We start from the raw sequence: 20,657 nt of genomic DNA on the forward strand, positions 1-20,657 counted from the left end.
GCAAGGGCCGAGCGGCATGCCCCCGAGGCCCGATGGCGCCGTGCCGATGACGATCGGGGCTTGGCACCGTCCGGCACGCGCCTAGATTGAAGGACATGGATGGATTCCAACCGCCGCGACGCCCAGGTGAGCCGGCCCCCTTCGTGCGCGTCATCGACCTGGAGACCAGCGGCCGGGATGCGTCGGACGGCGGCGTCGTCGAGATCGGCTGGCAGGACGTGGTGCTGTGCGCGGATGGCGGCTGGGCGCTGGACGGCCCGCCCTGGGCCAGGCTGACCGATCCCGGCCGGCCGATCACGCCGGGCACCACCGCCATCCATCACATCACCGACGCGGATGTGCGCGGCGCGCCCGATTTCGCCGCGATCGCGCCCGCGATCCTGCGCCCGGACCGCCCGCCCGTGGCGCTGGCCGCCCATCGCGCCGCCTTCGAGCAAGGCTGGATCCGCGGCCTGCTGCCGCCGTCGGTGACCGTGGGGCTGCGCTGGATCTGCACCTACAAGGGCGCGTTGCGGGTGTGGCCCGACGAGCCGGGCCATTCCAACCAGGGTCTGCGCTATTCCCGCCGCCCCGACGGGCTGGACCGCGCGCTGGGCACGCCCGCGCACCGGGCCGGGCCGGATGCCTATGTGACGGCGCATCATCTGCGCGACATGCTGGCCGCGGCATCGGTCGAATCGCTGCTGCGCTGGTCGCGCGAGCCCGCGCTGCTGGCGCGCGTGCCGCACGGCCCGCTGCGGGGCCGGCGGATCGGCAGCCTGGAGAACGCCGAACTGGACCGGCTGCTGGCCACGGACCGGCATCGCGGCCCGGACCTGGCCTTCACCTTGCGGACCGAGCAGGCCCGCCGGGCCGGCCGGGACGAGGCGCGGCCCGCGCAGCACGCCCTGCCATTCTGAAACTCACCCCTCGATCGGGGCCGGGACGCGGGCGGCCTGCCGCGCGTTCTCCTGCCGGGCGGCCAACTGGGCCGCGTCGAAATCGGCGATCAGTTCCTGGAACAGCCGGTACCAGTTCAACTGCGCGCCCAGGCGCAGGAACACGCTGCCCAGCCCGATCGCCGAGCGGTCGACCAGCACGAATTCGCGCGGCGGCCGCACGCCGCCGGTCCGTTTCAGCCCGGCATAGACCCGTTCGGCGACCGCGCGGCCGAATTGCGGATCGCCGCTTTCCTGAATCGGGCGAACGCGGTCCTGCATCAGCGGTTCGTAGATGAAGCGGGCCCATTCATTCAGCACCCGCATCGTTTCGCGCGACATGTCGGTGAAGCCCCAGGCCTGATAGGCGTGATAGGCCAGATCCTCGTCATCGCGCTCGAGCGCCCGATAGAGGTCGATGATCCCCTGCACGAACCTGGCGTGGAAGATGCGGATCGCCCCCAGGTCCAGCAGGTTCAGCCCGTAATCGTCACGCACGGTGAAATTGCCCATATGCGGGTCGCCATGGATGACCCCATAGCGATAGAGCGGCACGTACCAGGCCTGGAACAGCGCCAGCGCCATGGCGTTGCGCTGCTCCAGCGTCGGGTTGGCGTCCAGCACCGTCTGCACGCCGCGCCCGTCCAGCCAGTCCATGGTCAGCAGCCGGCGCGTGGACAGGTCCTCGACCGGCGCGGGGACGCTGACCTTGGGATAATCCGCCAGCATCAGGCGATAGAGCCGCAGATTGGCGGCCTCACGCGTGTAATCCAGTTCCTCCTGCAGGCGGGCAGTCAGTTCCACCAGCACGTCGTCCTGCTTGATCGTGCTGTCGATGCGGTAATACAGCCCGACCGCCATGCGGAATTGCCGCAGGTCGGAATCCACCGTCGCCTGCATGTCGGGATATTGCAGCTTGCAGGCCACGCGGCGCCCGTCCGGCAGGATGGCGCGATGGACCTGCCCCAGGCTGGCGGCGGCGGCGGCCTCGTGCTCGAACCGCGCGAAGCGGCGTTCCCAGTCGCGGCCCAGTTCGGTCGCCATGCGCCGGCGCACGAAGCCCCAGCCCATCGGCGGGGCATTGGACTGCAACTGCGCCAGTTCGACGGCATATTCCTCGGGCAGCGCGCCGGGAATGGTCGAGAGAAGCTGCGCGCCCTTCATCAGCGGCCCTTTCAGGCCGCCCAGCACCGATTTCAGGTCCCCTGCATGGGTGGCGAGGTCGGTGCGCAGGCCCATCCTGTGCCCCGCGATGCGGGCCGCGATCCCGCCCATCGCGCCCGATGTCCGGACCATCCGGCGGATTTCGCCGAACAGCCCGGTATTGTCGAGGTCCCGTTCATCCGCCACGTCAGGCACGCTCCAGCTCGTCGATAAATCCGGCGATCACGTCCAGCCCCTTGCGCCAGAAGCCCGGATCGGCCGCGTCCAGCCCGAAGGGCGCCAGCAATTCGCGATGCCGCCTGGTCCCGCCGGCCCGCAGCATGTCCAGATATTTGTCCTGGAAGCCGGGATGTCCGGACTGGAACACGCCATAGAGCGCGTTCACCAGGCAATCCCCGAACGCATAGGCATAGACGTAGAACGGAGAATGGACGAAATGCGGGACATAGGTCCAGTACACGTCGTATTCCGGCGTGAAATTGAAGGCCGGCCCCAGGCTTTCGGCCTGGACCTGCCGCCAGAGGGCGCCGATGCGCTCGGGCAGCAATTCGCCGGTCCTGCGCTCGTCATGCAGAAGGGTCTCGAACCGGTAGAACGCGATCTGGCGCACCACCGTGTTCAGCATGTCCTCGACCTTGCCGGCCAGCATGATGCGGCGGCGGACCGGATCGGTCTCGGCATCCAGCAGGGCGCGGAAGGTCAGCATCTCGCCGAACACGCTGGCGGTTTCCGCCAGGGTCAGCGGCGTGCCCGACATCAGATAGCCCTGCGGGGCGGCCAGCACCTGATGCACGCCGTGCCCCAGCTCGTGCGCCAGGGTCATCACGTCGCGGGTGCGGCCGTGATAATTCAGCAGCAGATAGGGATGCGCCGACGGCACGGTGGGATGGGCGAAGGCGCCGGACGCCTTGCCGGGGGACGGCATCGCGTCGATCCAGGCATTGTCGAAGAAGCGGCGCGCCACGACGCCCATGCGCGGATCGAAGGATTCGTAGGCGCCCAGGACCTGCCGCGAGGCTTCGTCCCAGGGGATCACCCTGTCCTCGGCCGATGGCAGGGGGGCGTTGCGGTCCCAATGTTCCAACTTGTCCAGTCCCAGCCATTTCGCCTTCAGCGCGTAATAGCGGTGCGACAGGCGCGGATAATCCGACGTCACGGCCTGGACCAGCGCGTCGACGACCGCGTCCTCGACCATGTTGCTGCGGTTGCGGTACGAGCCGGGGCGCGGATAATGGCGCAAGCCGTCCGAGATCGCCTTGTCCTTGGCCAGCGTGTTGGTGATCAGCGCGAACAGCCGGATATTGTCGCCGAACACCGTGCCGATCGCCGCGGCCGCCCGCGCGCGCAGGGCGCGGTCGGGATCGGACAGCCGGTTCAGTGCCTCGCCCACCGTCAGGTCATGCCCGTCCAGCGGGATGCGCAGGGCGGACATCGTCTCGTCGAACAGGCGGCACCAGGCCGTGGCCCCGGTCACCGATTTCTCGTGCAGGACCTGTTCGACCTCGTCGGATAATTGATGGGGGCGGAACACCCGCAGGTCGCGCAGGAAGGGCGTCCAGGGGGCCAGGGCCGGATCGGCCAGGCGATCCTGCATCTCCTGCTCGCCGATGCGGTTGAGTTCCAGGGTGAAGAACAGCAGGTGGGTCGAAATATCCGTCAGCCGTTCATTGACCGACTGCGAGAAACGGCCGTTCGCCGGATCGGACGAATCGGCGGCGAACAGCAATTGCGCATAGGACGCGGCACGGCCCAGGATTTCGTCGATCCGCTGATACTCGGCGATCGCGCGCGCCAGCTCGGCGGCCGGAACGTCGGCCAGGCGGCCACGCCAGGCCCGGGCGAAGGCTTCGGCGTCGGATCCGGCCTGGGCCAGGTCCTGGCGCAGGCGCTCGGAATCGCGATCGTCATACAGGTCGGACAGGTCCCACCGCGGCAGGTCGCCCATGGTGGCTGCCGCCACCGCCGATCCCCCGGCCGCGCCCCCGGCCGCGCGTAAGCCCAGCCGGTCGGACCATGCGGAAAGAAGCATCTGTATAGCCATTCGTTGCCATCCCCATGCAGGCGTCCCGCGTGCGCGGTGACCGTTCTGCCCTAATATCTAGTGCGGAATGCGTGCGGGCGCGACCCCGGCGCGCCAGACAGCAAATGATGAACGGCAAACGATGAACGGCGAACGGCCGGGGATTTCCCCCGGCCGTCCACGATGCCAGTCACCGATATCGATCGCGCCCGCCGATCGCGCGCTCAGGCGCTGCGCGCGGTTTCCACGGCCGGCGTGTAGCCGATCACCCGCGCATATTCGCGCGGCACGATATGCCAGAAACGCGGCAGGGCGCGGTCCCATTCATGCAGCAGCAATTCCGCATAGCGGCTGCGGGTCTCGTGCGCGTGGGCCTCGACCAGCTTGCGCAGCGTGGCTTCCCATTTCGGGTCGGCGACGCGGTTCCACAGCAGCGTGTCGGGGTTGACCCGCTGCTCGAACGTGTCGTGCGCGTCATAGACGAAGGCCATGCCGCCCGTGAAGCCGGCGCCGAAATTGTCGCCGATCTCGCCCAGGATCACCACGGTGCCGCCGGTCATGTATTCGCAGCCGTTCGAGCCGCAGCCCTCGACGACGGCGACCGCGCCGGAATTGCGCACCGCGAAGCGCTCGCCCGCCTGCCCCGCCGCATAGAGCGCGCCGGCGGTCGCGCCATACAGCACGGTGTTGCCGATGATCGCGTTTTCGTTCGACACCAGGTTCGAGGACGGCGATTGCCGCACCACGATGGTGGCGCCCGACAGGCCCTTGCCGACATAGTCGTTGGCGTCGCCCAGCACTTCGAGCTTCAGCCCCTGGACCGCGAACGCGCCCAGCGACTGGCCGGCCGAGCCGCGCAGCCGTACCGTCAGGTGCCCGGGCGCCAGGCGGTCCATGCCGAACTGCCGCACGATCAGCGAGGAAATGCGCGTGCCGATGGCGCGATGCGTGTTCTGCACGTTGTAGTGAAGCTGCATCTTCTCGCCATGGTCGAACAGCGGCCGCGCGTCGGCGATCATCTGCGCGTCCAGCGTCTCGGGCACCTCGTTGCGGCCTTCCAGCGTGCAATAGCGCGCATGCGGGCCGGGGTCGGCCTGGGCCAGCAGCGAGTTCAGGTCCAGATCGTCCAGGTAGTCGGCGCCGCGCGAGACCTGCTTGAGCAGGTCGGTGCGGCCGATCACCTCGTTCAGGCTGGAGAAGCCCAGCGAGGCCAGGATGTTGCGCACGTCCTCGGCGATGAACGAGAACAGGTTGATGACCTTCTCGGGCGTGCCCTCGAACTTCTCGCGCAGGGCCTCGTCCTGGGTGCACACGCCGACCGGGCAGGTGTTGGAGTGGCATTGCCGGACCATGATGCAGCCCATGGCCACCAGGCTGGCGGTGCCGATGCCGAACTCCTCGGCCCCCAGCATGGCGGCGATCACCACGTCGCGCCCGGTCTTGAGCCCGCCGTCGGTGCGCAGCTTCACCCGGTGGCGCAGACGGTTGAGCATCAGCACCTGGTGCGCCTCGGCCAGGCCCAGTTCCCACGGCAGGCCGGCATATTTGACCGAGCTTTGCGGGCTGGCGCCGGTGCCGCCGCTATGGCCGGAAATCAGGATCGCGTCGGCCTTGGCCTTGGCCACGCCGGCGGCGATCGTGCCGATGCCCGAGCGCGCGACCAGCTTCACCGTCACCGTGGCCTCAGGGTTGATCTGCTTCAGGTCGTAGATCAACTGCGCCAGGTCTTCGATCGAATAGATGTCGTGATGCGGCGGCGGGCTGATCAGCGTGACCCCCGGCGTCGCATGGCGCAGCTTGGCGATCATCCCGGTGACCTTGAAGCCGGGCAACTGCCCGCCCTCGCCGGGCTTGGCGCCCTGGGCCACCTTGATTTCGATCTCGCGGCAATCATTCAGGTACTGAGCGGTGACGCCGAAACGGCCCGAGGCGATCTGCTTGATGGCCGAGGACGCGTTGTCGCCGTTGGGGCGCGGCCTGGCGCGGGACGGATCCTCGCCGCCCTCGCCCGAATCGGACTTGGCGCCGATCCGGTTCATGGCGATCGACAGGGTCTCGTGCGCTTCGGGGCTGAGCGCGCCCAGCGAGATGCCCGGCGCGATCAGGCGCTTGCGAAGCTGGGTGATGCTTTCCACCGCCTCGACGGGGATCGGGGTGCGGCCGCCCTTGAAATCCAGCAGGTCGCGCAGCGCCACCGGCGGCATGCGCCGCACCGCGTCGGCATAGCGGCGATAGATCGAGAAATCGTCCGTCGCCACCGCCGTCTGCAGCATGTGGATCAGGTTGCCGTCGAAGGCATGGACCTCGCCGTTGCGGCGCAGCTTGTACTGGCCGCCGACCGGCAGCGGGGTCACGGCGCGGTTCCACGCGGCCTGGTGGAAACTGAGCACGTTGGTCGAGATGCCCGACAGGCCGATGCCCGAGATGCGCGAGGGCATGCCGGGGAAGAATTCCGCCGTCAGCGCCCGCGACAGGCCGATCGCCTCGAAATTATAGCCGCCGCGATAGGCCGAGACGATCGAGATGCCCATCTTGGACATCACTTTCAGCAGGCCCTTGTCCACGGCCTTGCGATAGCGCTCGACCGCCTCGCGCAGCGACATCTCGCCGAACAGGCCGCGCGCGACGCGATCGGCGATGCTTTCCTGCGCCAGGTACGGATTGACGGTGGTGGCCCCCACCCCGATCGTCACCGCGACGGCATGCACGTCCAGCGCCTCGGCCGAGCGCACGTTCAGCGAGGTGAAGGTGCGCAGCGACTGACGCACCAGATGCGTATGCACCGCCGCCGTCGCCAGGATCATCGGGATATAGGCGCGCTCGCCCGACTGGTCCTGGTCGGTCAGGAACAGGTGGGTACAGCCTTCGCGCACCCTGTCCTCGGCTTCCTGGCGGATGCGGGCGATGGCGTCGCGCAGCCCGGCCTCGCCCTGCGCCGCCGGGAAGGTGCAGTCGATGACGAACGCGCTGTCGCCGCAGAAGGCCAGCAGCGATTCATATTCGCCGCTGGTCAGCACCGGGCTGGGAAGCTGCAGCAGGTCGCACTGGTTTTCCGACTCTTCCAGGATGTTGCCCAGATTGCCCAGCCGGGTCACCAGGCTCATGACCCGGGTTTCGCGCAGGCTGTCGATCGGCGGGTTGGTGACCTGGCTGAACGCCTGGCGGAAATAATGGGCCAGGCCGCGATAGCGCGACGACAGCACCGCCAGCGGCGCGTCGTCGCCCATCGAGCCGACGGCCTCGGCGGCGGTTTCGACCATCGGGTGCAGGATGGTCTCCAGTTCCTCCAGCGTCGTGCCGACCGCGAGCTGGCGGCGACGCAGCTCATCCCTGCCGAACAGGACGGGTTCGTGCACGTCGGCGCGCACGACCGAGCCGACCTTCTGGATATGCTTGACCCAGGCGCCGAAATCCTGGCGCGCGGCCAGCAGGTCCAGCAGGGCCTCGTTGCCGTACAGCCTGGCTTCCTGCAGGTCCAGGCCGATCATCTGTCCCGGGCCCAGCCGGCCGCGACGGACGATGTCCGATTCGGGCACCTTCACCATGCCGGTTTCCGAACCCACGATCAGCAGGTTGTTCGCCGTCACGGTATAGCGCAGGGGGCGCAGGCCGCTGCGGTCCAGGCCGGCCACGACCCAGCGCCCGTCGGTGGCGCACAGCGCCGCCGGCCCGTCCCACGGCTCCATCACCGCGTTGCAGTACGCGTACATGTCCTTGTGCTGCTGCGGCATCGCCGAGTTGCCGCCCACGCTGGCCGGCACCATCAGCGCCTTGACCATCGGCGCGTCGCGCCCGGCGAAGGTCAGCAGCTCGAACACGTTGTCCAGGATCGCCGTATCCGAGCCGCTGGCCTGCACCACCGGCTTCAGGTCGTCCATGTACGGGTCCAGCAGCGGGTCGGCCAGGCGCGTCTCGTGGCTCTTCATCCAGTTGGCGTTGCCCGAGATCGTGTTGATCTCGCCGTTATGCGCCAGGCGGCGGAAGGGCTGCGCCAGCTTCCAGGTCGGGAAGGTGTTGGTCGAGTAGCGCTGGTGATAGATCGCGAAGCGGCTGACGAAGCGCGGATCCAGCAGGTCGGGATAGAAATCCGTCAGATGCTCGGCCAGGAACATGCCCTTGTAGACCACCGACCGGCAGGACAGCGAGCAGACATACAGGTCGACCTGGTTGGCGATCGCGCTCTTCTCGATCCGGCGGCGGATGACGTACAGGTCGCGCTCGAACGTTTCCTCGTCCGTGCCGCGGGGGTTGCGGATCAGGATCTGCTCGATCTCGGGCCGGGTGGCGTTCGCCTTCTCGCCGATGCAGGCGGTGTTGATGGGCACCTGGCGCCAGCCATAGATCCCGTAGCCGAAGGCCAGGATCTCGGCCTCGATGATCTGGCGGCAGCGTTCCTGCGCCGCCAGGTCGGTCTTGGGCAGGAAGATCATGCCGACGGCGATCTGGCTGTCCACGCAGCCCTCGCCGCCGCTATGGATGGCGGCGGCGAAGAAATCCTGCGGGATTTCGACATGGATGCCGGCACCGTCGCCGGTCTTGCCGTCGGCGTCGACGGCGCCGCGATGCCAGACGGCCTTCAGCGCCGAAATCCCGGCCTCGACCACGTCGCGTCGCCTGCGGCCGTCCAGCGCGGCCACCAGTCCGACGCCGCACGCATCATGTTCCTGCGACGGGTCGTACAGCCCGGCGATGGCGCGGGCATTGTCATGCCAGTCGGCGACGAAGCGCTGGCCCTGATCCAGGTCCTGATCCCGGCCTTGGGGAAACTGGTCCATCTTCGTCACTCCGCCGCCTGGGCGGCCACCGCCGCCCGTTCTTCCAGCCAGCGATGCATCTGCGCCGCGGCATCCCGTCCATCGCGAATCGCCCAGACCACCAGGCTGGCCCCGCGCACAATGTCGCCCGCCGCGAAAACGCCCGGCAAGCTGGTCATGAAGCTTTCATGGTCGACCCGCAGTGTGCCCCAGCGCGACACGGCCAGGTCGGACTGCCCCCACAGGGTCGGCAGCGCCTCGGGGTCGAAGCCCAGCGCCTTGACCACCAGGTCGGCCTCCAGCACGAACGCGCTGCCCTCGACCGGCTCGACCGACTGCCGGCCCGAGGCATCGGGCAGGCCCAGCTTCATCCGCGTGGCGCGCACGGCGCCGACCCGCGCGTCGCCCAGAAACGCCTCGGGCGCGGCCAGCCAGACGAAATCGACGCCCTCTTCCTCGGCGTTCTTCACCTCGCGGATCGAGCCGGGCATGTTGGCGCGGTCGCGGCGATAGAGGCATTTGACCGATTTCGCGCCCTGGCGGACGGCGGTGCGCACGCAATCCATCGCCGTGTCGCCGCCGCCGATCACCACCACGGACTTGCCGGCGGCATTCAGTTCACCACTCTCGAACGCCGCGACATTGTCGCCCAGCGACGTCCTGTTGGACGCGGTCAGGTAATCCAGCGCCTTGACGATGCCGGGCAGGCCGGCGCCGGGGCCGCCGATATCGCGGGATTTATAGACACCGGTCGCGATCAGCACCGCGTCATGCCGGGCGCGCAGCGTGGCGAACGCGATCCGCCCCTCGCCGTCGCGGTCGGCGACGCCCACGCCCAGATGGAAGCGTACGCCGGACTCCTCGAGGTACAGGTGCCGACGGGCGACGATGTCCTTCTCCAGCTTGAAGCCGGGAATGCCGTAGACCATCAGGCCGCCAACACGGTCATACCGGTCATAGACATGGACCTGATAGCCCAGTTCGCGCAGTTGCATCGCCGCGGCCAGGCCGCCGGGGCCGGCGCCGACGATGCCGATCGAGGCCGCGCGCTCGACGGGCGGGCTGATCGGCGCGACCCAGCCATTGGCGAAGGCGGTATCGGTGATGAAGCGTTCGACGGCGCCGATGGTGACGCTCTCGAAGCCCTTCTCGATCACGCAATTGCCCTCGCACAGCCGGTCCTGGGGGCAGATCCGGCCGCAGATCTCGGGGAAATTGTTCGTGGCCGAGGACAGGGCATAGGCTTCCTCCAGCCGTCCCTCGGCCGTCATTTTCAGCCAGTCGGGGATATTGTTGCCCAGCGGGCAATGGATCGAACAGAACGGCACCCCGCATTGCGAGCAGCGGCTTGCCTGGCGTTCGGCCTGGTCGACGGCGAAGGCGCGATAGATCTCGTCGAAATCCGCGTTGCGTTCGGACACCGACCGCTTGTCGGGCTGGCTTTGCGCCACGGTGACGAATTTGAGCATGCGCTCGGCCATCGGCTTCCCCCTGCAGGATTCGGACCGGCCGATCGGCGGCCACCCGTTTCGGCGGAACACCTACGCCACGGCTGGCCGCCAATAAAGACAGCAAGACTGACCTATTATCCGAAAATATCCACGCAGGCATGCGCAGACGGTTGAAAACAGCCCGTCACAATGGTCCGATTCGGACATATTGGCCGCTTAATATATTGTTTTGACGGGTTAAGTAATTTTATATCGCGCCAGATAGGTCGGTGCAATCATTTCGACCGGCACGGGGTCGATCCCCAGCGTGCCCAGTCCGCGCATCCCGTCCTGCGCCACGTTATCGACCGACAGCATGGCCAACTGGTCGCGGGTCAGCAGATGCCCGGGCAGATTTTCCAGCAGCAGGGCCTGCCAATAGGCCAGGGCGCGGGGCATGGCGAAGACTAGCCGGCGGCGGCCGATGAACGCGACCACCCAGCGTATCAGCGCCTCCATGGTCCAGACGCGCGGGCCGGCCAGTTCGTAGATCTCGCCCTGGTGCCCGTCCGACGCCAGGATGCGCCGGATGGCCTCGGCCACGTCCGCGACATGGACGGGCTGGACCCGCGTGGCGGCGCCGTAGACCGGGACGACCGGGCTGTAGCGCGCCATGGCCGCAAACAGGGTCAGGAAATGGTCCCCCGCGCCGAAGATCAGCGACGGCCGGACGATGGTCGCCCGGGGCTGGTCGCGCAGCACCGCATCCTCGCCCGCCGCCTTGCTGCGGCCATAGGCGGAGGGGCTGCGGGCCGAGGCGCCAATGGCCGAGACATGCACCATGCGCGCGACCCCGGCCGAGGCCGCCAGCCGCGCGACCCGTCCGGCGGCCTCGACATGGATGGCCGAAAAGTCCGCTTGCCTCCGTCCCTGGCCCCGTCCCCCTCGTCCCTGGGGACGCAGGATGCCCACCAGGTTGACGACCAGGCTGGCGCCTTCCATCACCGGGACCAGCGCGGCTTCATCCAGGATCGACGCCCCCAGCGGCACGATCTGCCCGACATCGCCCAGCGGCCGCAGCGCCGCCGCGCGATCGGCGCGCCGGCCGACCACCCGCACCACGTACCCGTCCTCCGCCAGGCGCTGGACGACATGGCGCCCCAGGAATCCCGATCCGCCGATGACGGTCGCCACGCGTCGCGTCGCCATGTGCCCCTCCTGCCGTGCAGGCCGGAAACGGCCGATCCTACAGGCGGTTGCCCTCTGAACGCCCCCGGCCCCAGCGACAAGGCCCCACGCAACAAACCGGCGCAACAAAAACGACATGAATTCGGCAAAGCCATGTTGACCGGCCCGGGGCCAGGGAGTAAACGGCCCCTCACCACCCCGGAGACGGGGGCCTTCTGAGCCCAGATGGCGGAATTGGTAGACGCGCAGGTTTCAGGTACCTGTGGCCGCAAGGTCGTGGAAGTTCGAGTCTTCTTCTGGGCACCATTCTTATCCGATCCGAATGGATCCGTGCAGGCGACCGCGTCAGGCGGCCGCCTTTTTTGTCGTTTCCGGCCGGACGCCACGATGCGCCGCACAGGAAAAAATGTGTAAACACACCCTGTTGACCGACCCGGCGTTCCGGAGTAAACGCCCCTCACCACCCCGGAGACGGGGGCCTTCTGAGCCCAGATGGCGGAATTGGTAGACGCGCAGGTTTCAGGTACCTGTGGCCGCAAGGTCGTGGAAGTTCGAGTCTTCTTCTGGGCACCATCACGCTTCATGGGACGTGGCACGCCGGCATCGCCGGCGGCGCGCCCGTTTGCGATGTCCCCCTCGCACATTCTCGGCACCGCCATTATATGTCCGGCATGGCGCGATTGCCCCAAGGTCCTGCGCCCCCAGGTCTTGCCCGCGAAACTCTTGCCAGAATTTCTCGGATCGGCAGGCCACCAAGTTGATTCTAGCGTCGTCGTTTTTTTGCGCCCTGGATGGATGCCTTCTATGACCACCACGTCTCCTTCGATCCAGTTGCATCGCGGCGACCTGCCGGACGATGTCTCCTTCCAAGGGACGATCGCGGTGGATACCGAGGCCATGGGGCTGAACCCGCATCGCGACCGGCTGTGCCTGGTGCAGATTTCCGCGGGCGACGGCAACGCGCACCTGGTGCAGATCGTGCCTGGCACGCCCAGCCCCAACCTGGCGCGGCTGATGGCGGACCGCACGGTCACCAAGCTGATGCATTTCGCACGGTTCGACGTGGCGATCCTGCAGCACGCGCTGGGCGTGACCGTGGCGCCGGTGATCTGCACCAAGATCGCCTCCAAGCTGGTGCGCACCTTCACCGACCGGCACGGGCTGGCGCATCTGTGCCGCGAATTGCTGGGCGTGGACCTGAGCAAGCAGCAGCAGACCTCGGACTGGGGCGCGGCCGTGCTGACGCCCGAGCAGCAGGCCTATGCCGCGTCGGACGTGCTGCACCTGCACGCGCTGTGGGCGAAGCTGGAGGCGCTGCTGCACCGCGAGGGACGGCGCGCGCTGGCCCAGGCCTGCTATGATTTCCTGCCCGCGCGGGCGCGGCTGGACCTGCTGGGCTATGAGGAGCCGGACATCTTCGCCCACCGGGCATGAAAGGTGGCGGCGGTTCGCCCTTCGGCTCCGTTGACGAGCCCGGCCATCATGGCAATACACAGGCGGCATGACCCAATCCGCGTTGCATGACGATACCGGCACCGGCCCGGCCCATGATCGGCTTCTGTCCGACATCGCGGTCGCGTGCCGGGTCCTGGCCAGCGAGAGCAACGGCCTGGCGCAGCTTTCGGCCGCGCTGCGCGTGGGCGGCGCCGATCCCGCGGCGGATTCCGGCGGGCTGACGCCGCTGGCCCGGTCCTTCGGCCGGGCGGTCGAGGCGTTCTCGACCCTGCCGGGACGCGTGGTGGTGACGGGGATCGGCAAGTCCGGCCATGTCGGCCGCAAGATCCAGGCCACGCTGGCCTCGACCGGCACGCCGTCCTTCTTCGTCCATCCGTCCGAGGCGTCGCACGGCGACCTGGGCATGATCCAGTCCGGCGACGCGGTGCTGGCGCTGTCCAATTCCGGCGAGACGCCGGAACTGGCCGATATCATCGCCCATGCGCGGCGGTTCGGCCTGATGCTGGCCGCCATGACCGGCCAGGCCGAATCGACCCTGGCCCGCGCCGCGGACATCGCGCTGGTCGTCCCCGATGCCGCCGAAGCCTGCCCGATGGGCCTGGCCCCCACGACATCGGCGACCATGCAGATGGCGCTGGGCGACGCGCTGGCCGTGGCGCTGCTGGAACGGCGCAATTTCACGGCCAGCGATTTCGGCGTGTTCCACCCGGGCGGGCGGCTGGGCATCCGGTTGCGGCGGGTCGGCGACCTGATGCATTGCGGCACGGCGATGCCGCTGGGCACGCCCGACATCTCGCTGCGGCAGGTCATCCTGGAAATGACCCGCAAGGCGTTCGGCTGTATCGGCGTCATCGGGACGGACGGCACGCTGTGCGGGCTGATCACCGACGGGGACCTGCGCCGCGCCCTGGACCGCGACCTGGAAACCACCCGGGCGGCCGATATCATGAACCCGACGCCGCTGACCACGCGCGCCGATATCCTGGCGGCCGAGGCGCTGCGGATCATGAATGCGCGGCCCCGGCCGATCACCAGCCTGTTCGTGCTGGACGACGGCGGCGTGCCGGTCGGGATCGTGCATGTCCACGACCTGTTGCGGGCAGGTGTGGCGTGACCGCTCCCTCCTCCCTGCCCCCCTCACATCCTCCATCTTCCCCTCGGGACGGCGACCCGGCCGTGCCGCGCCGCGAGGATTTCGCACGCTCGGCGGCAGATGCGGCGCGGCAGCGCGGCATGCTGCACCAGCGTACGATCCGTCAGCGGCGCATTCCCCGCCCGCGCGACATCGCCCGCCGCCGCCAGATGGTGCGCTGGGCCAAATGGGCGCTGCCGGCCGCAGCGCTGGCCCTGCTGGGGTCGATCGCCGTATGGCCCGCGATCGACCGGATGATGAGCGCCCAGCGCAACGTCATGCACGAGATGGAAAACCTGCGCATCGCAAGCGGCAACATGCTGGGCGCCAGCTATCGCGGGCTGGACGATCACGGCCGGCCGTTCACGATCACGGCCGAGCAGGCGCAGCAGGTCGGCCCCGAACGGATCAACCTGTCCCGGCCCGCCGCCGACATGCTGACCCAGGGCGGCAACTGGCTGATGATCACGTCGCGGGACGGCGTCTATATGCAGCACGCGCAATTGCTGGACCTGACCGGCGACGTCGTGCTGTATCGCGACGACGGGATCATCCTGAACGGCGTCACGGCGGACATGAACCTGAAGCAGGGCATTGTCATGTCGGACGAATGGGTGCATGCCGAGGGGCCGTTCGGCGTGCTGGACGCCCAGGGTTTCATGCTGTCGCAGCATGATGGGGTCGGCCTGTTCCGCGGGCCGGGCCGGCTGGTGCTGAATGACGACGCCCACGCCCATCCGCCCGACGCCCGCCCCGCGACGACGCCAACCCCAGCAGCCCAAACCCCGGCAGCCCAAACCCCGGCAGCCCAAACCCCGGCAGCCCAAACCTCGGCAGCCCAAACCTCGGCAGCCCAGACGGAGCCCACCCGATGACCGCCTTTCTCAAGGCCGCGACCCCGCCCCGGCCTGGGCCCAAGCGTGGACTAGGGCTTGGACCTGAGCTTGGACTGGCGCTTGCGCTCGGCGGCGCGGTGACCTGCCTGGTCCCGGCGGGAGACGCGCGGGCGCAGGCGATCGATCTGTCCCATGGCGGGCAGATCGTCGTGACGGCGGCGGGCGGCTTCGACTGGGACCAGAAGACGCAGACCGTGACCGCCTATGACCAGGCGCAGGCGGTGCGCGGCAACGTGACGGTGACGGGCGACCGGCTGATCGCCTTCTACCGCAAGAAGGCCGCCGCCCCCGGGGCGGCGCCGGCACCCGCAGCACCCGCACCGGCGACGCCGCCGGGTGTACAGGGCGGCGCAGGCCAGGGCGGCGCGAACCAGGCGGCGGGCAACCCCGATACCGGATCGAACGAGGTCTATCGCCTGCAGGCGCTCGGCCATGTCCATATCTTTACCGATACCGACCAGGCCTGGGGGGACAAGGCGGTCTATGACATCGACCAGGCGGTCATGGTCATGACCGGCAAGGCGATGAAGATGGTCACGCCCCAGGACGTGCTGACGGCGCGGGACACGATGGAATATTATTCGCAGACCCGGGTGTCGATCGGGCGCGGCGACGCCACCGTCACCACCAATGACGGGCGGCAGATCCGTGCCGACGTGCTGGTCGGATACAGCGCGCCGGCGGCCCAGCCCGCCAAAGATGGGCCTGCCAAGGGTGCGCCCGCCAGCGGCACCCCCGCCAAGCCGGGATCGGATCCGTTGGCCAGTTCCGGCAAGCTGGAAAAAGTGAACGCGTTCGGCCACGTCTTCGTCCGCACCCAGACCGAGACGGTGACCGGGGACCGCGGCGTCTACGTGCCCGACACCGGCATTGCGCGGATCGTCGGCAACGTCCACATCACACGGGGCCAGAACCAGATCAACGGAGCCGCCGCGATCGTGAACATGCATACCGGAATTGCCACGATGACCGAACGGCCCGGCGCGCGCGTCAGCGGCCTGGTGGTTCCCAACGAATCCAATCCCACCCCGGGAACCAATGCGGCCCACGGGTCCTCCGCGGCCACGCCGGGGAAGGCCGCGCGATGAACGACGTAGCCCATGACGTAGCCCGCGACCTGGCCGACGCCGTCCGGGACGCGACGCCGCTCCAGGCATCCGCGGCGACCCACGGCCTGATCGCCAGCGGGATCGGCAAGACGTACAAGAAGCGACCGGTGGTCCGCAACGTGTCGATCCAGGTCCATCGGGGCGAAGCCGTGGGGCTGCTGGGACCGAACGGCGCGGGCAAGACCACCAGCTTCTACATGATCGTGGGGCTGGTGCAGCCCGATACCGGCTCGATCACGCTGGACGGCACGAACATCACCCAGTTGCCGATGTATCGCCGCGCGCGGCTGGGCATCGGCTATTTGCCGCAGGAAGCCAGCATCTTTCGCGGCCTGAATGTCGAGCAGAACATCATGGCGGCGCTGGAAGTGGTGGAATCGGACCCCGACCGGCGCGAGGCGATGCTGGACGGGCTTCTGGCCGAATTCGGCATCTCCCACCTGCGGCGCGCGCCCTCGCTGGCCCTGTCGGGGGGCGAGCGGCGGCGCCTGGAGATCGCCCGCGCCCTGGCCAGCCAGCCGCACTACATCCTGCTGGACGAGCCGCTGGCCGGTATCGATCCGATCGCGGTCGGCGAGATCCGCGACCTGGTGTCCCACCTGAAGGATCGAGGGATCGGCGTGCTGATCACCGACCACAATGTCCGCGAGACGCTGGAGGTCATCGACCGGGCCTATATCATGCATAGCGGCCAGGTGCTGATGGAAGGCCGCCCCGAGGAGATCGTCGCCAACGAGGATGTCCGGCGGGTCTATCTCGGCGAGAATTTCTCTCTCTGATCCGCCCGATGCCCCTTCAAGAAGGGGCCGTCGGGGGCAAATCCTTGATTTTCGGCAAATCCATCCGAAGCATGCTGTACGGCGATGCAGTCACGGCATGGCTACACGCAGGAAGGCATGGACATCGGCCGCCAAACCGTGTCCAAATACCTGAATGCACTGAAGACGCCGTGCTCGGTGCAGAAAAAATGGGAAAGGCTGTCGAAGCCTGACGCCACGCCCGGCGGATTGTGGAGCTTGGAACCGCCGGCATGCTCCGTCCGGTTTCGGACGTGCCTCCTCGATGCAAGGAGTGATGTCACATGCAGATCAGTGTCGCTGGCAAGCAGATCGATCTCTCCGACGCCCTGAAATACCGGGTGACCGGCCATCTCGAACGGCTGGCCGACAAATATTTCGACCACGCGCTCGACGCCCAGGTGACGTTCAGCCGGGCCCGCTCCTTCTTCACGTGCGACATCAACCTTCACGCGGCGCGGGGCCTGACCCTGCGCGGCGAGGGTGAGGCCGCCGACGCGCACGGCGCCTTCGACGACGCGGCGGAACACATCGCCCGGCGCCTGCGCCGCTATCGCGGGCGGGTCCATGACCATCTGCGCACCCTGCCCCGCCGCCGGGCGCCGGAGGTCGGCCGCAGCTACATCCTGAAGCCGGCCGAAGGACAGGTCGTGGAGGGCGAAGTGAAGCAGGGCAGCGGCCCCTATGCCACCATCGTGGCCGAGCGGCTGGCCGAAATCGCGACATTGAGCGTCAGCGAGGCCGTCATGCGGCTGGACCTGGCGGCATCGACATTGCTGATGTTCCGCAACAGCACCAGCGACCAGATCAACGTCATCTATCGCCGCCAGGACGGCAATATCGGCTGGCTGGACCCCAGCCCCGCCTGACCGGCCGGCATGACGGTGCCCCCGCGCGAACCGAATGCCCGGTCGCGCGGCGGGCACCACCCCGTGCTTCTTCTACGAGACCGGCCCGCCATAAAACCGGCCCACCATAAACCGGTCAGTGGACCAGGGCGGGCACCATCTCGTGTTGCAGGATGGCCTCGATCGCCGTGTCCTGATCCTCGGTCAGCGCCATCGGCGTGCCGTCCGCGGCATGGATGGCGAAGACATCCTGGCCTTCGATCACCACGGCCTTGATATAGGCCAGGCGCGAGACGCCCAGCGACAGAAGCTGGTTTGCGGTCAGGTGCCGCACGTCGGCGGGCGCAGCCGGATCGGCTTGCAGAACCACCCGGCCGTTCTGGGTCGTAATTCTCATCTTACGGTCCTCCGGACGGGTGGCGTCCCTTTCTGCGGCGACGCACCGTCCCCTTGCGCCGCCCTGCGCCGATACGGATCACCCGGCCGGCAGGGCGGACATGTGGACAATCACGCGATCAAATCATGGGCCAGATCACAAGCCAATCATGGTACCCGTTCGCGGGCCGGTTCGTGGGGCCCGTACGGACCCCGCGGCCCGCTTATTCCTCTTCGATCACCCGGACCATGCGTTGGGCGCGCGCCTTGGGCAGGTCGATTTCCGTCGAGCCGTTGGCATTGCGACCCTGGGTGATCTCGATACGCCGAACCCGGACCTCGGGTTTCGGACGCAGCAGATCGATATGCAGCAGGCCGTTATCGAGCCACGCGCTGCCGACCTCGATTCCTTCGGCCAGCACGAACGCCTTCTGGAACTGCCGCGCGGCGATGCCGCGATGCAGGAACACCCGCCCCTGCGAATCATCGGTCTGGCGGCCGCGGATCACCAGTTGGTTGTCTTCCTGGGTGATCTGCAGATCGTCCATGACGAACCCGGCGACAGCCAGGGTAATGCGCAGCGCCGTAGGGCTGACCTGCTCGATATTGTACGGAGGATAGCCGTCCGACGTTCCTTTTGACGCGCGTTCCAGCATCTGCTCCAGATGATCGAACCCCAGAAACATGGGGGATGCAAATAACCTACCCGACATTCAGGCCTCCTCAACCGAGCGAGACGATCACACGAGCCCGTCATCGGCGCCCGCATGCGTGATGATATGGGACGCCATGCGGGTTTCGCAAGAGACCGCGGTTTTTCCCGCGCCATGGCCGCCCCGAGACTGGCGCGGCGGGATTTGTATCGCTACATCGCGTGCATGACGACGCATGACGAAACCGCAGCCGCCGATCCGATGCCGATCCTGGTGGCGCCGCAGGCCATCCTGCGGCAGAAGGCCCGGCTGGTCCGGCCGGAAGACACCGCCATCCTGCGCGATGCCCTGCCCCGGATGTTCGCCGCCATGTACCAGGCGCCGGGGATCGGCCTGGCGGCGCCGCAGGTCGGGCTGGGGTTGCGCTTCGCCATCGTCGATCTGGGCGAGGAAGACCAGCGCCGGCCGCTGGTGCTGGTCAATCCGGAAATCACCGCCGAGTCGGAAACCCTGGCCGCGCGTGAGGAAGGGTGCCTGTCGCTGCCCAACCAATATGCCGAAGTGGTGCGGCCCGAGCAGGTCCGCGTGCGCTACCGGACCCTGGAGGGCGCGGAACAGGAACTGGATGCCGACGGGTTGCTGGCCACCTGCATCCAGCATGAGATCGACCATCTGGACGGCATCCTGTTCGTCGATCACCTCTCGGCGCTGAAGCGCAACATGATCATGCGCCGCCTGGCGAAGGAACAACGGCAGAAACGCTAGTGTCCTGCCCGAGAAATTCTATTTCTCGGACCAGCAGGCCACTAAAATATTGATTCTGGTGTCCTGCCCGGGAAATTCTTATGAGAATTTCCGGGATCAGCAGGCCGCCTGCGGCATCGCGGGGCATAGTCCGGTACGGAAAAGCCCCATAATCAATTCTCTGCAGGGCGTATTTCCCTCGATTTCCGAGGATGCGCCCCTTCCGGAACGGATCGTCATGCGCCTGGCCTTCATGGGAACGCCCGATTTCGCGGTTCCTGCCCTGCATGCCCTTCATGCGGCGGGGCACGAGATCGCGGTCGTCTACAGCCAGCCGCCGCGTCCTGCGGGGCGCGGCCAGGCAGTGCGGGCGCAACCCGTGCACCGCGCGGCCGAGGCGCTGGGCATTCCGGTCCGCACGCCGACCCGGCTGCGCGCCGATCATGCCGAACACGCGTTCTTCCGCGGCCTGCGCCTGGACGCGGCGGTGGTCGCGGCCTATGGGCTGATCCTGCCGGAAGCGATGCTGCGGGCGCCGCGCCTGGGATGCCTGAACATTCACGCCAGCCTGTTGCCGCGCTGGCGGGGGGCCGCGCCGATCCAGTGCGCGATCCTGGCCGGCGATGCCGAAAGCGGCGTGACCATCATGCAGATGGATGAGGGGCTGGATACCGGCGCGATGCTGCTGTCGGACCGCATCGCCCTGACGGCGGAGACGACCGCCACCAGCCTGCATGACGGCCTGGCCGCGATGGGCGCCCGCCTGATCGTCGCCGCCTTGGACGATTCCGGCGACGATCCCGGGATCGTCGCCGTGCCGCAGCCGGCGGAAGGCGCCACCTATGCCGCGCGGCTGACGCGCGAGGACGGGCGGATCGACTGGACGCGCGATGCCGCCGCGATCGACCGGCAGGTACGGGCGCTGACGCCCTGGCCCGGCGCCTTCACCACCCTGGACGGCACGGTCCTGAAGATCGGCGCGACCGCCCCCGCCGAACGCCGCGCGGGCATCGCCCCCGGCTGCGCCCAGGACGACCGCCTGACGATCGCCTGCGGCACGGGGGCGCTGCGCATCCTGCGGCTGCAGCGGCCGGGCCGCGCCATGATGGACGCGGAGGCGTTCCTGCGCGGCCAGGCGATCACGGCCGGCACGCGGCTGGGATCATGAGCGGCGC

16 protein-coding genes and 2 tRNA genes are annotated in these 20,657 nt (G+C 68.1%); 11 read left to right on the plus strand and 7 right to left on the minus strand.

What is annotated here, in order from left to right; genetic code table 11:
* Positions 1 to 95: 95 nt before the first annotated feature.
* The gene (locus QN315_RS01595; RefSeq protein ID WP_323991222.1) at positions 96 to 899 is read left to right on the plus strand and encodes a DNA polymerase III subunit epsilon; all 804 of its coding nucleotides are present in this window, start codon (positions 96 to 98) and stop codon (positions 897 to 899) included.
* A gap of 3 nt (positions 900 to 902) precedes the next feature.
* On the opposite strand, the gene QN315_RS01600 is transcribed toward QN315_RS01595, so the two are convergent.
* From QN315_RS01600 to QN315_RS01620, 5 genes are all read right to left on the minus strand, one after another.
* On the minus strand, positions 903 to 2,267 hold the full coding sequence (locus tag QN315_RS01600) for an AarF/ABC1/UbiB kinase family protein (RefSeq protein WP_323991223.1): 1,365 nt from the start codon (positions 2,265 to 2,267) through the stop codon (positions 903 to 905).
* Between the two features lies 1 nt (position 2,268).
* Positions 2,269 to 4,110 carry a M3 family oligoendopeptidase gene (locus QN315_RS01605; RefSeq protein WP_408904566.1) on the minus strand — a complete coding sequence of 614 codons (1,842 nt, stop codon included), beginning with the start codon at positions 4,108 to 4,110 and terminating at the stop codon, positions 2,269 to 2,271.
* A gap of 215 nt (positions 4,111 to 4,325) precedes the next feature.
* Positions 4,326 to 8,876: a glutamate synthase large subunit gene (gene gltB / locus QN315_RS01610; protein WP_323991225.1), complete on the minus strand. Its 4,551-nt coding sequence runs from the start codon at positions 8,874 to 8,876 to the stop codon at positions 4,326 to 4,328.
* 5 nt (positions 8,877 to 8,881) lie between these two features.
* Positions 8,882 to 10,336: an NAD(P)-dependent oxidoreductase gene (locus tag QN315_RS01615; RefSeq protein ID WP_323991226.1), complete on the minus strand. Its 1,455-nt coding sequence runs from the start codon at positions 10,334 to 10,336 to the stop codon at positions 8,882 to 8,884.
* 207 nt (positions 10,337 to 10,543) lie between these two features.
* Complete coding sequence (locus QN315_RS01620) at positions 10,544 to 11,494, minus strand: complex I NDUFA9 subunit family protein (RefSeq protein WP_323991227.1); 951 nt, start codon at positions 11,492 to 11,494, stop codon at positions 10,544 to 10,546.
* A 198-nt stretch (positions 11,495 to 11,692) separates the two neighbouring features.
* Here QN315_RS01620 and QN315_RS01625 point away from each other — a divergent pair.
* From QN315_RS01625 to hpf, 8 genes are all read left to right on the plus strand, one after another.
* Positions 11,693 to 11,779, plus strand: a tRNA-Leu gene (locus tag QN315_RS01625).
* 180 nt (positions 11,780 to 11,959) lie between these two features.
* A tRNA-Leu gene (locus tag QN315_RS01630) sits at positions 11,960 to 12,046 on the plus strand.
* A gap of 231 nt (positions 12,047 to 12,277) precedes the next feature.
* Positions 12,278 to 12,907 (plus strand): ribonuclease D, encoded by a 630-nt coding sequence (locus QN315_RS01635; protein ID WP_323991228.1) that lies wholly within the window; start codon positions 12,278 to 12,280, stop codon positions 12,905 to 12,907.
* Positions 12,908 to 12,974: 67 nt separating this feature from the next.
* On the plus strand, positions 12,975 to 14,042 hold the full coding sequence (locus QN315_RS01640) for a KpsF/GutQ family sugar-phosphate isomerase (RefSeq protein WP_323991229.1): 1,068 nt from the start codon (positions 12,975 to 12,977) through the stop codon (positions 14,040 to 14,042).
* Between the two features lie 14 nt (positions 14,043 to 14,056).
* Positions 14,057 to 14,935, plus strand: a complete 879-nt coding sequence (gene lptC, locus QN315_RS01645) for an LPS export ABC transporter periplasmic protein LptC (protein ID WP_408904673.1) — start codon at positions 14,057 to 14,059, stop codon at positions 14,933 to 14,935.
* Positions 14,932 to 16,044, plus strand: a complete 1,113-nt coding sequence (locus QN315_RS01650) for an LptA/OstA family protein (RefSeq protein WP_323991231.1) — start codon at positions 14,932 to 14,934, stop codon at positions 16,042 to 16,044. Before lptC ends, QN315_RS01650 begins: the two co-directional genes overlap by 4 nt.
* A complete protein-coding gene (gene lptB, locus QN315_RS01655; protein ID WP_323991232.1) occupies positions 16,041 to 16,844 on the plus strand; it encodes an LPS export ABC transporter ATP-binding protein in 804 nt (267 codons plus the stop codon). The genes QN315_RS01650 and lptB overlap by 4 nt, the downstream gene beginning before the upstream one ends.
* Before the next feature lie 302 nt (positions 16,845 to 17,146).
* Positions 17,147 to 17,731: a ribosome hibernation-promoting factor, HPF/YfiA family gene (gene hpf / locus QN315_RS01660; protein WP_176640371.1), complete on the plus strand. Its 585-nt coding sequence runs from the start codon at positions 17,147 to 17,149 to the stop codon at positions 17,729 to 17,731.
* Between the two features lie 115 nt (positions 17,732 to 17,846).
* Here the strand turns inward: hpf and QN315_RS01665 are convergent, their stop codons facing one another.
* Both QN315_RS01665 and QN315_RS01670 read right to left on the minus strand, forming a co-directional pair.
* Positions 17,847 to 18,107: a DUF1150 family protein gene (locus tag QN315_RS01665; protein WP_176640372.1), complete on the minus strand. Its 261-nt coding sequence runs from the start codon at positions 18,105 to 18,107 to the stop codon at positions 17,847 to 17,849.
* 202 nt (positions 18,108 to 18,309) lie between these two features.
* Positions 18,310 to 18,798, minus strand: a complete 489-nt coding sequence (locus QN315_RS01670; RefSeq protein ID WP_176640373.1) for an Hsp20 family protein — start codon at positions 18,796 to 18,798, stop codon at positions 18,310 to 18,312.
* Positions 18,799 to 18,963: 165 nt separating this feature from the next.
* On the opposite strand from QN315_RS01670, the gene def reads away from it, so the two are divergent.
* On the plus strand, positions 18,964 to 19,503 hold the full coding sequence (gene def, locus QN315_RS01675) for a peptide deformylase (protein ID WP_176640374.1): 540 nt from the start codon (positions 18,964 to 18,966) through the stop codon (positions 19,501 to 19,503).
* Positions 19,504 to 19,720: 217 nt separating this feature from the next.
* A complete protein-coding gene (gene fmt, locus QN315_RS01680) occupies positions 19,721 to 20,650 on the plus strand; it encodes a methionyl-tRNA formyltransferase (protein WP_323991233.1) in 930 nt (309 codons plus the stop codon).
* Positions 20,651 to 20,657: the final 7 nt, after the last annotated feature.

It is taken from the genome of Nguyenibacter sp. L1 (genome assembly GCF_035199985.1).
Lineage (GTDB): Bacteria > Pseudomonadota > Alphaproteobacteria > Acetobacterales > Acetobacteraceae > Gluconacetobacter > Gluconacetobacter vanlangensis.

What these genes read in the sequence shown, in the direction of transcription:
- QN315_RS01605 (WP_408904566.1), bottom strand. Translation starts at nt 4,110, where the DNA reads ATGCTTCTTTCCGCATGGTCCGACCGGCTGGGCTTACGCGCGGCCGGG.
- lptB (WP_323991232.1), top strand. Translation starts at nt 16,041, where the DNA reads ATGAACGACGTAGCCCATGACGTAGCCCGCGACCTGGCCGACGCCGTC.
- QN315_RS01650 (WP_323991231.1), top strand. Translation starts at nt 14,932, where the DNA reads ATGACCGCCTTTCTCAAGGCCGCGACCCCGCCCCGGCCTGGGCCCAAG.
- QN315_RS01620 (WP_323991227.1), bottom strand. Translation starts at nt 11,494, where the DNA reads ATGGCGACGCGACGCGTGGCGACCGTCATCGGCGGATCGGGATTCCTG.
- QN315_RS01635 (WP_323991228.1), top strand. Translation starts at nt 12,278, where the DNA reads ATGACCACCACGTCTCCTTCGATCCAGTTGCATCGCGGCGACCTGCCG.
- hpf (WP_176640371.1), top strand. Translation starts at nt 17,147, where the DNA reads ATGCAGATCAGTGTCGCTGGCAAGCAGATCGATCTCTCCGACGCCCTG.
- QN315_RS01595 (WP_323991222.1), top strand. Translation starts at nt 96, where the DNA reads ATGGATGGATTCCAACCGCCGCGACGCCCAGGTGAGCCGGCCCCCTTC.
- def (WP_176640374.1), top strand. Translation starts at nt 18,964, where the DNA reads ATGACGACGCATGACGAAACCGCAGCCGCCGATCCGATGCCGATCCTG.
- fmt (WP_323991233.1), top strand. Translation starts at nt 19,721, where the DNA reads ATGCGCCTGGCCTTCATGGGAACGCCCGATTTCGCGGTTCCTGCCCTG.
- gltB (WP_323991225.1), bottom strand. Translation starts at nt 8,876, where the DNA reads ATGGACCAGTTTCCCCAAGGCCGGGATCAGGACCTGGATCAGGGCCAG.
- QN315_RS01670 (WP_176640373.1), bottom strand. Translation starts at nt 18,798, where the DNA reads ATGTCGGGTAGGTTATTTGCATCCCCCATGTTTCTGGGGTTCGATCAT.
- QN315_RS01615 (WP_323991226.1), bottom strand. Translation starts at nt 10,336, where the DNA reads ATGGCCGAGCGCATGCTCAAATTCGTCACCGTGGCGCAAAGCCAGCCC.
- QN315_RS01665 (WP_176640372.1), bottom strand. Translation starts at nt 18,107, where the DNA reads ATGAGAATTACGACCCAGAACGGCCGGGTGGTTCTGCAAGCCGATCCG.
- QN315_RS01640 (WP_323991229.1), top strand. Translation starts at nt 12,975, where the DNA reads ATGACCCAATCCGCGTTGCATGACGATACCGGCACCGGCCCGGCCCAT.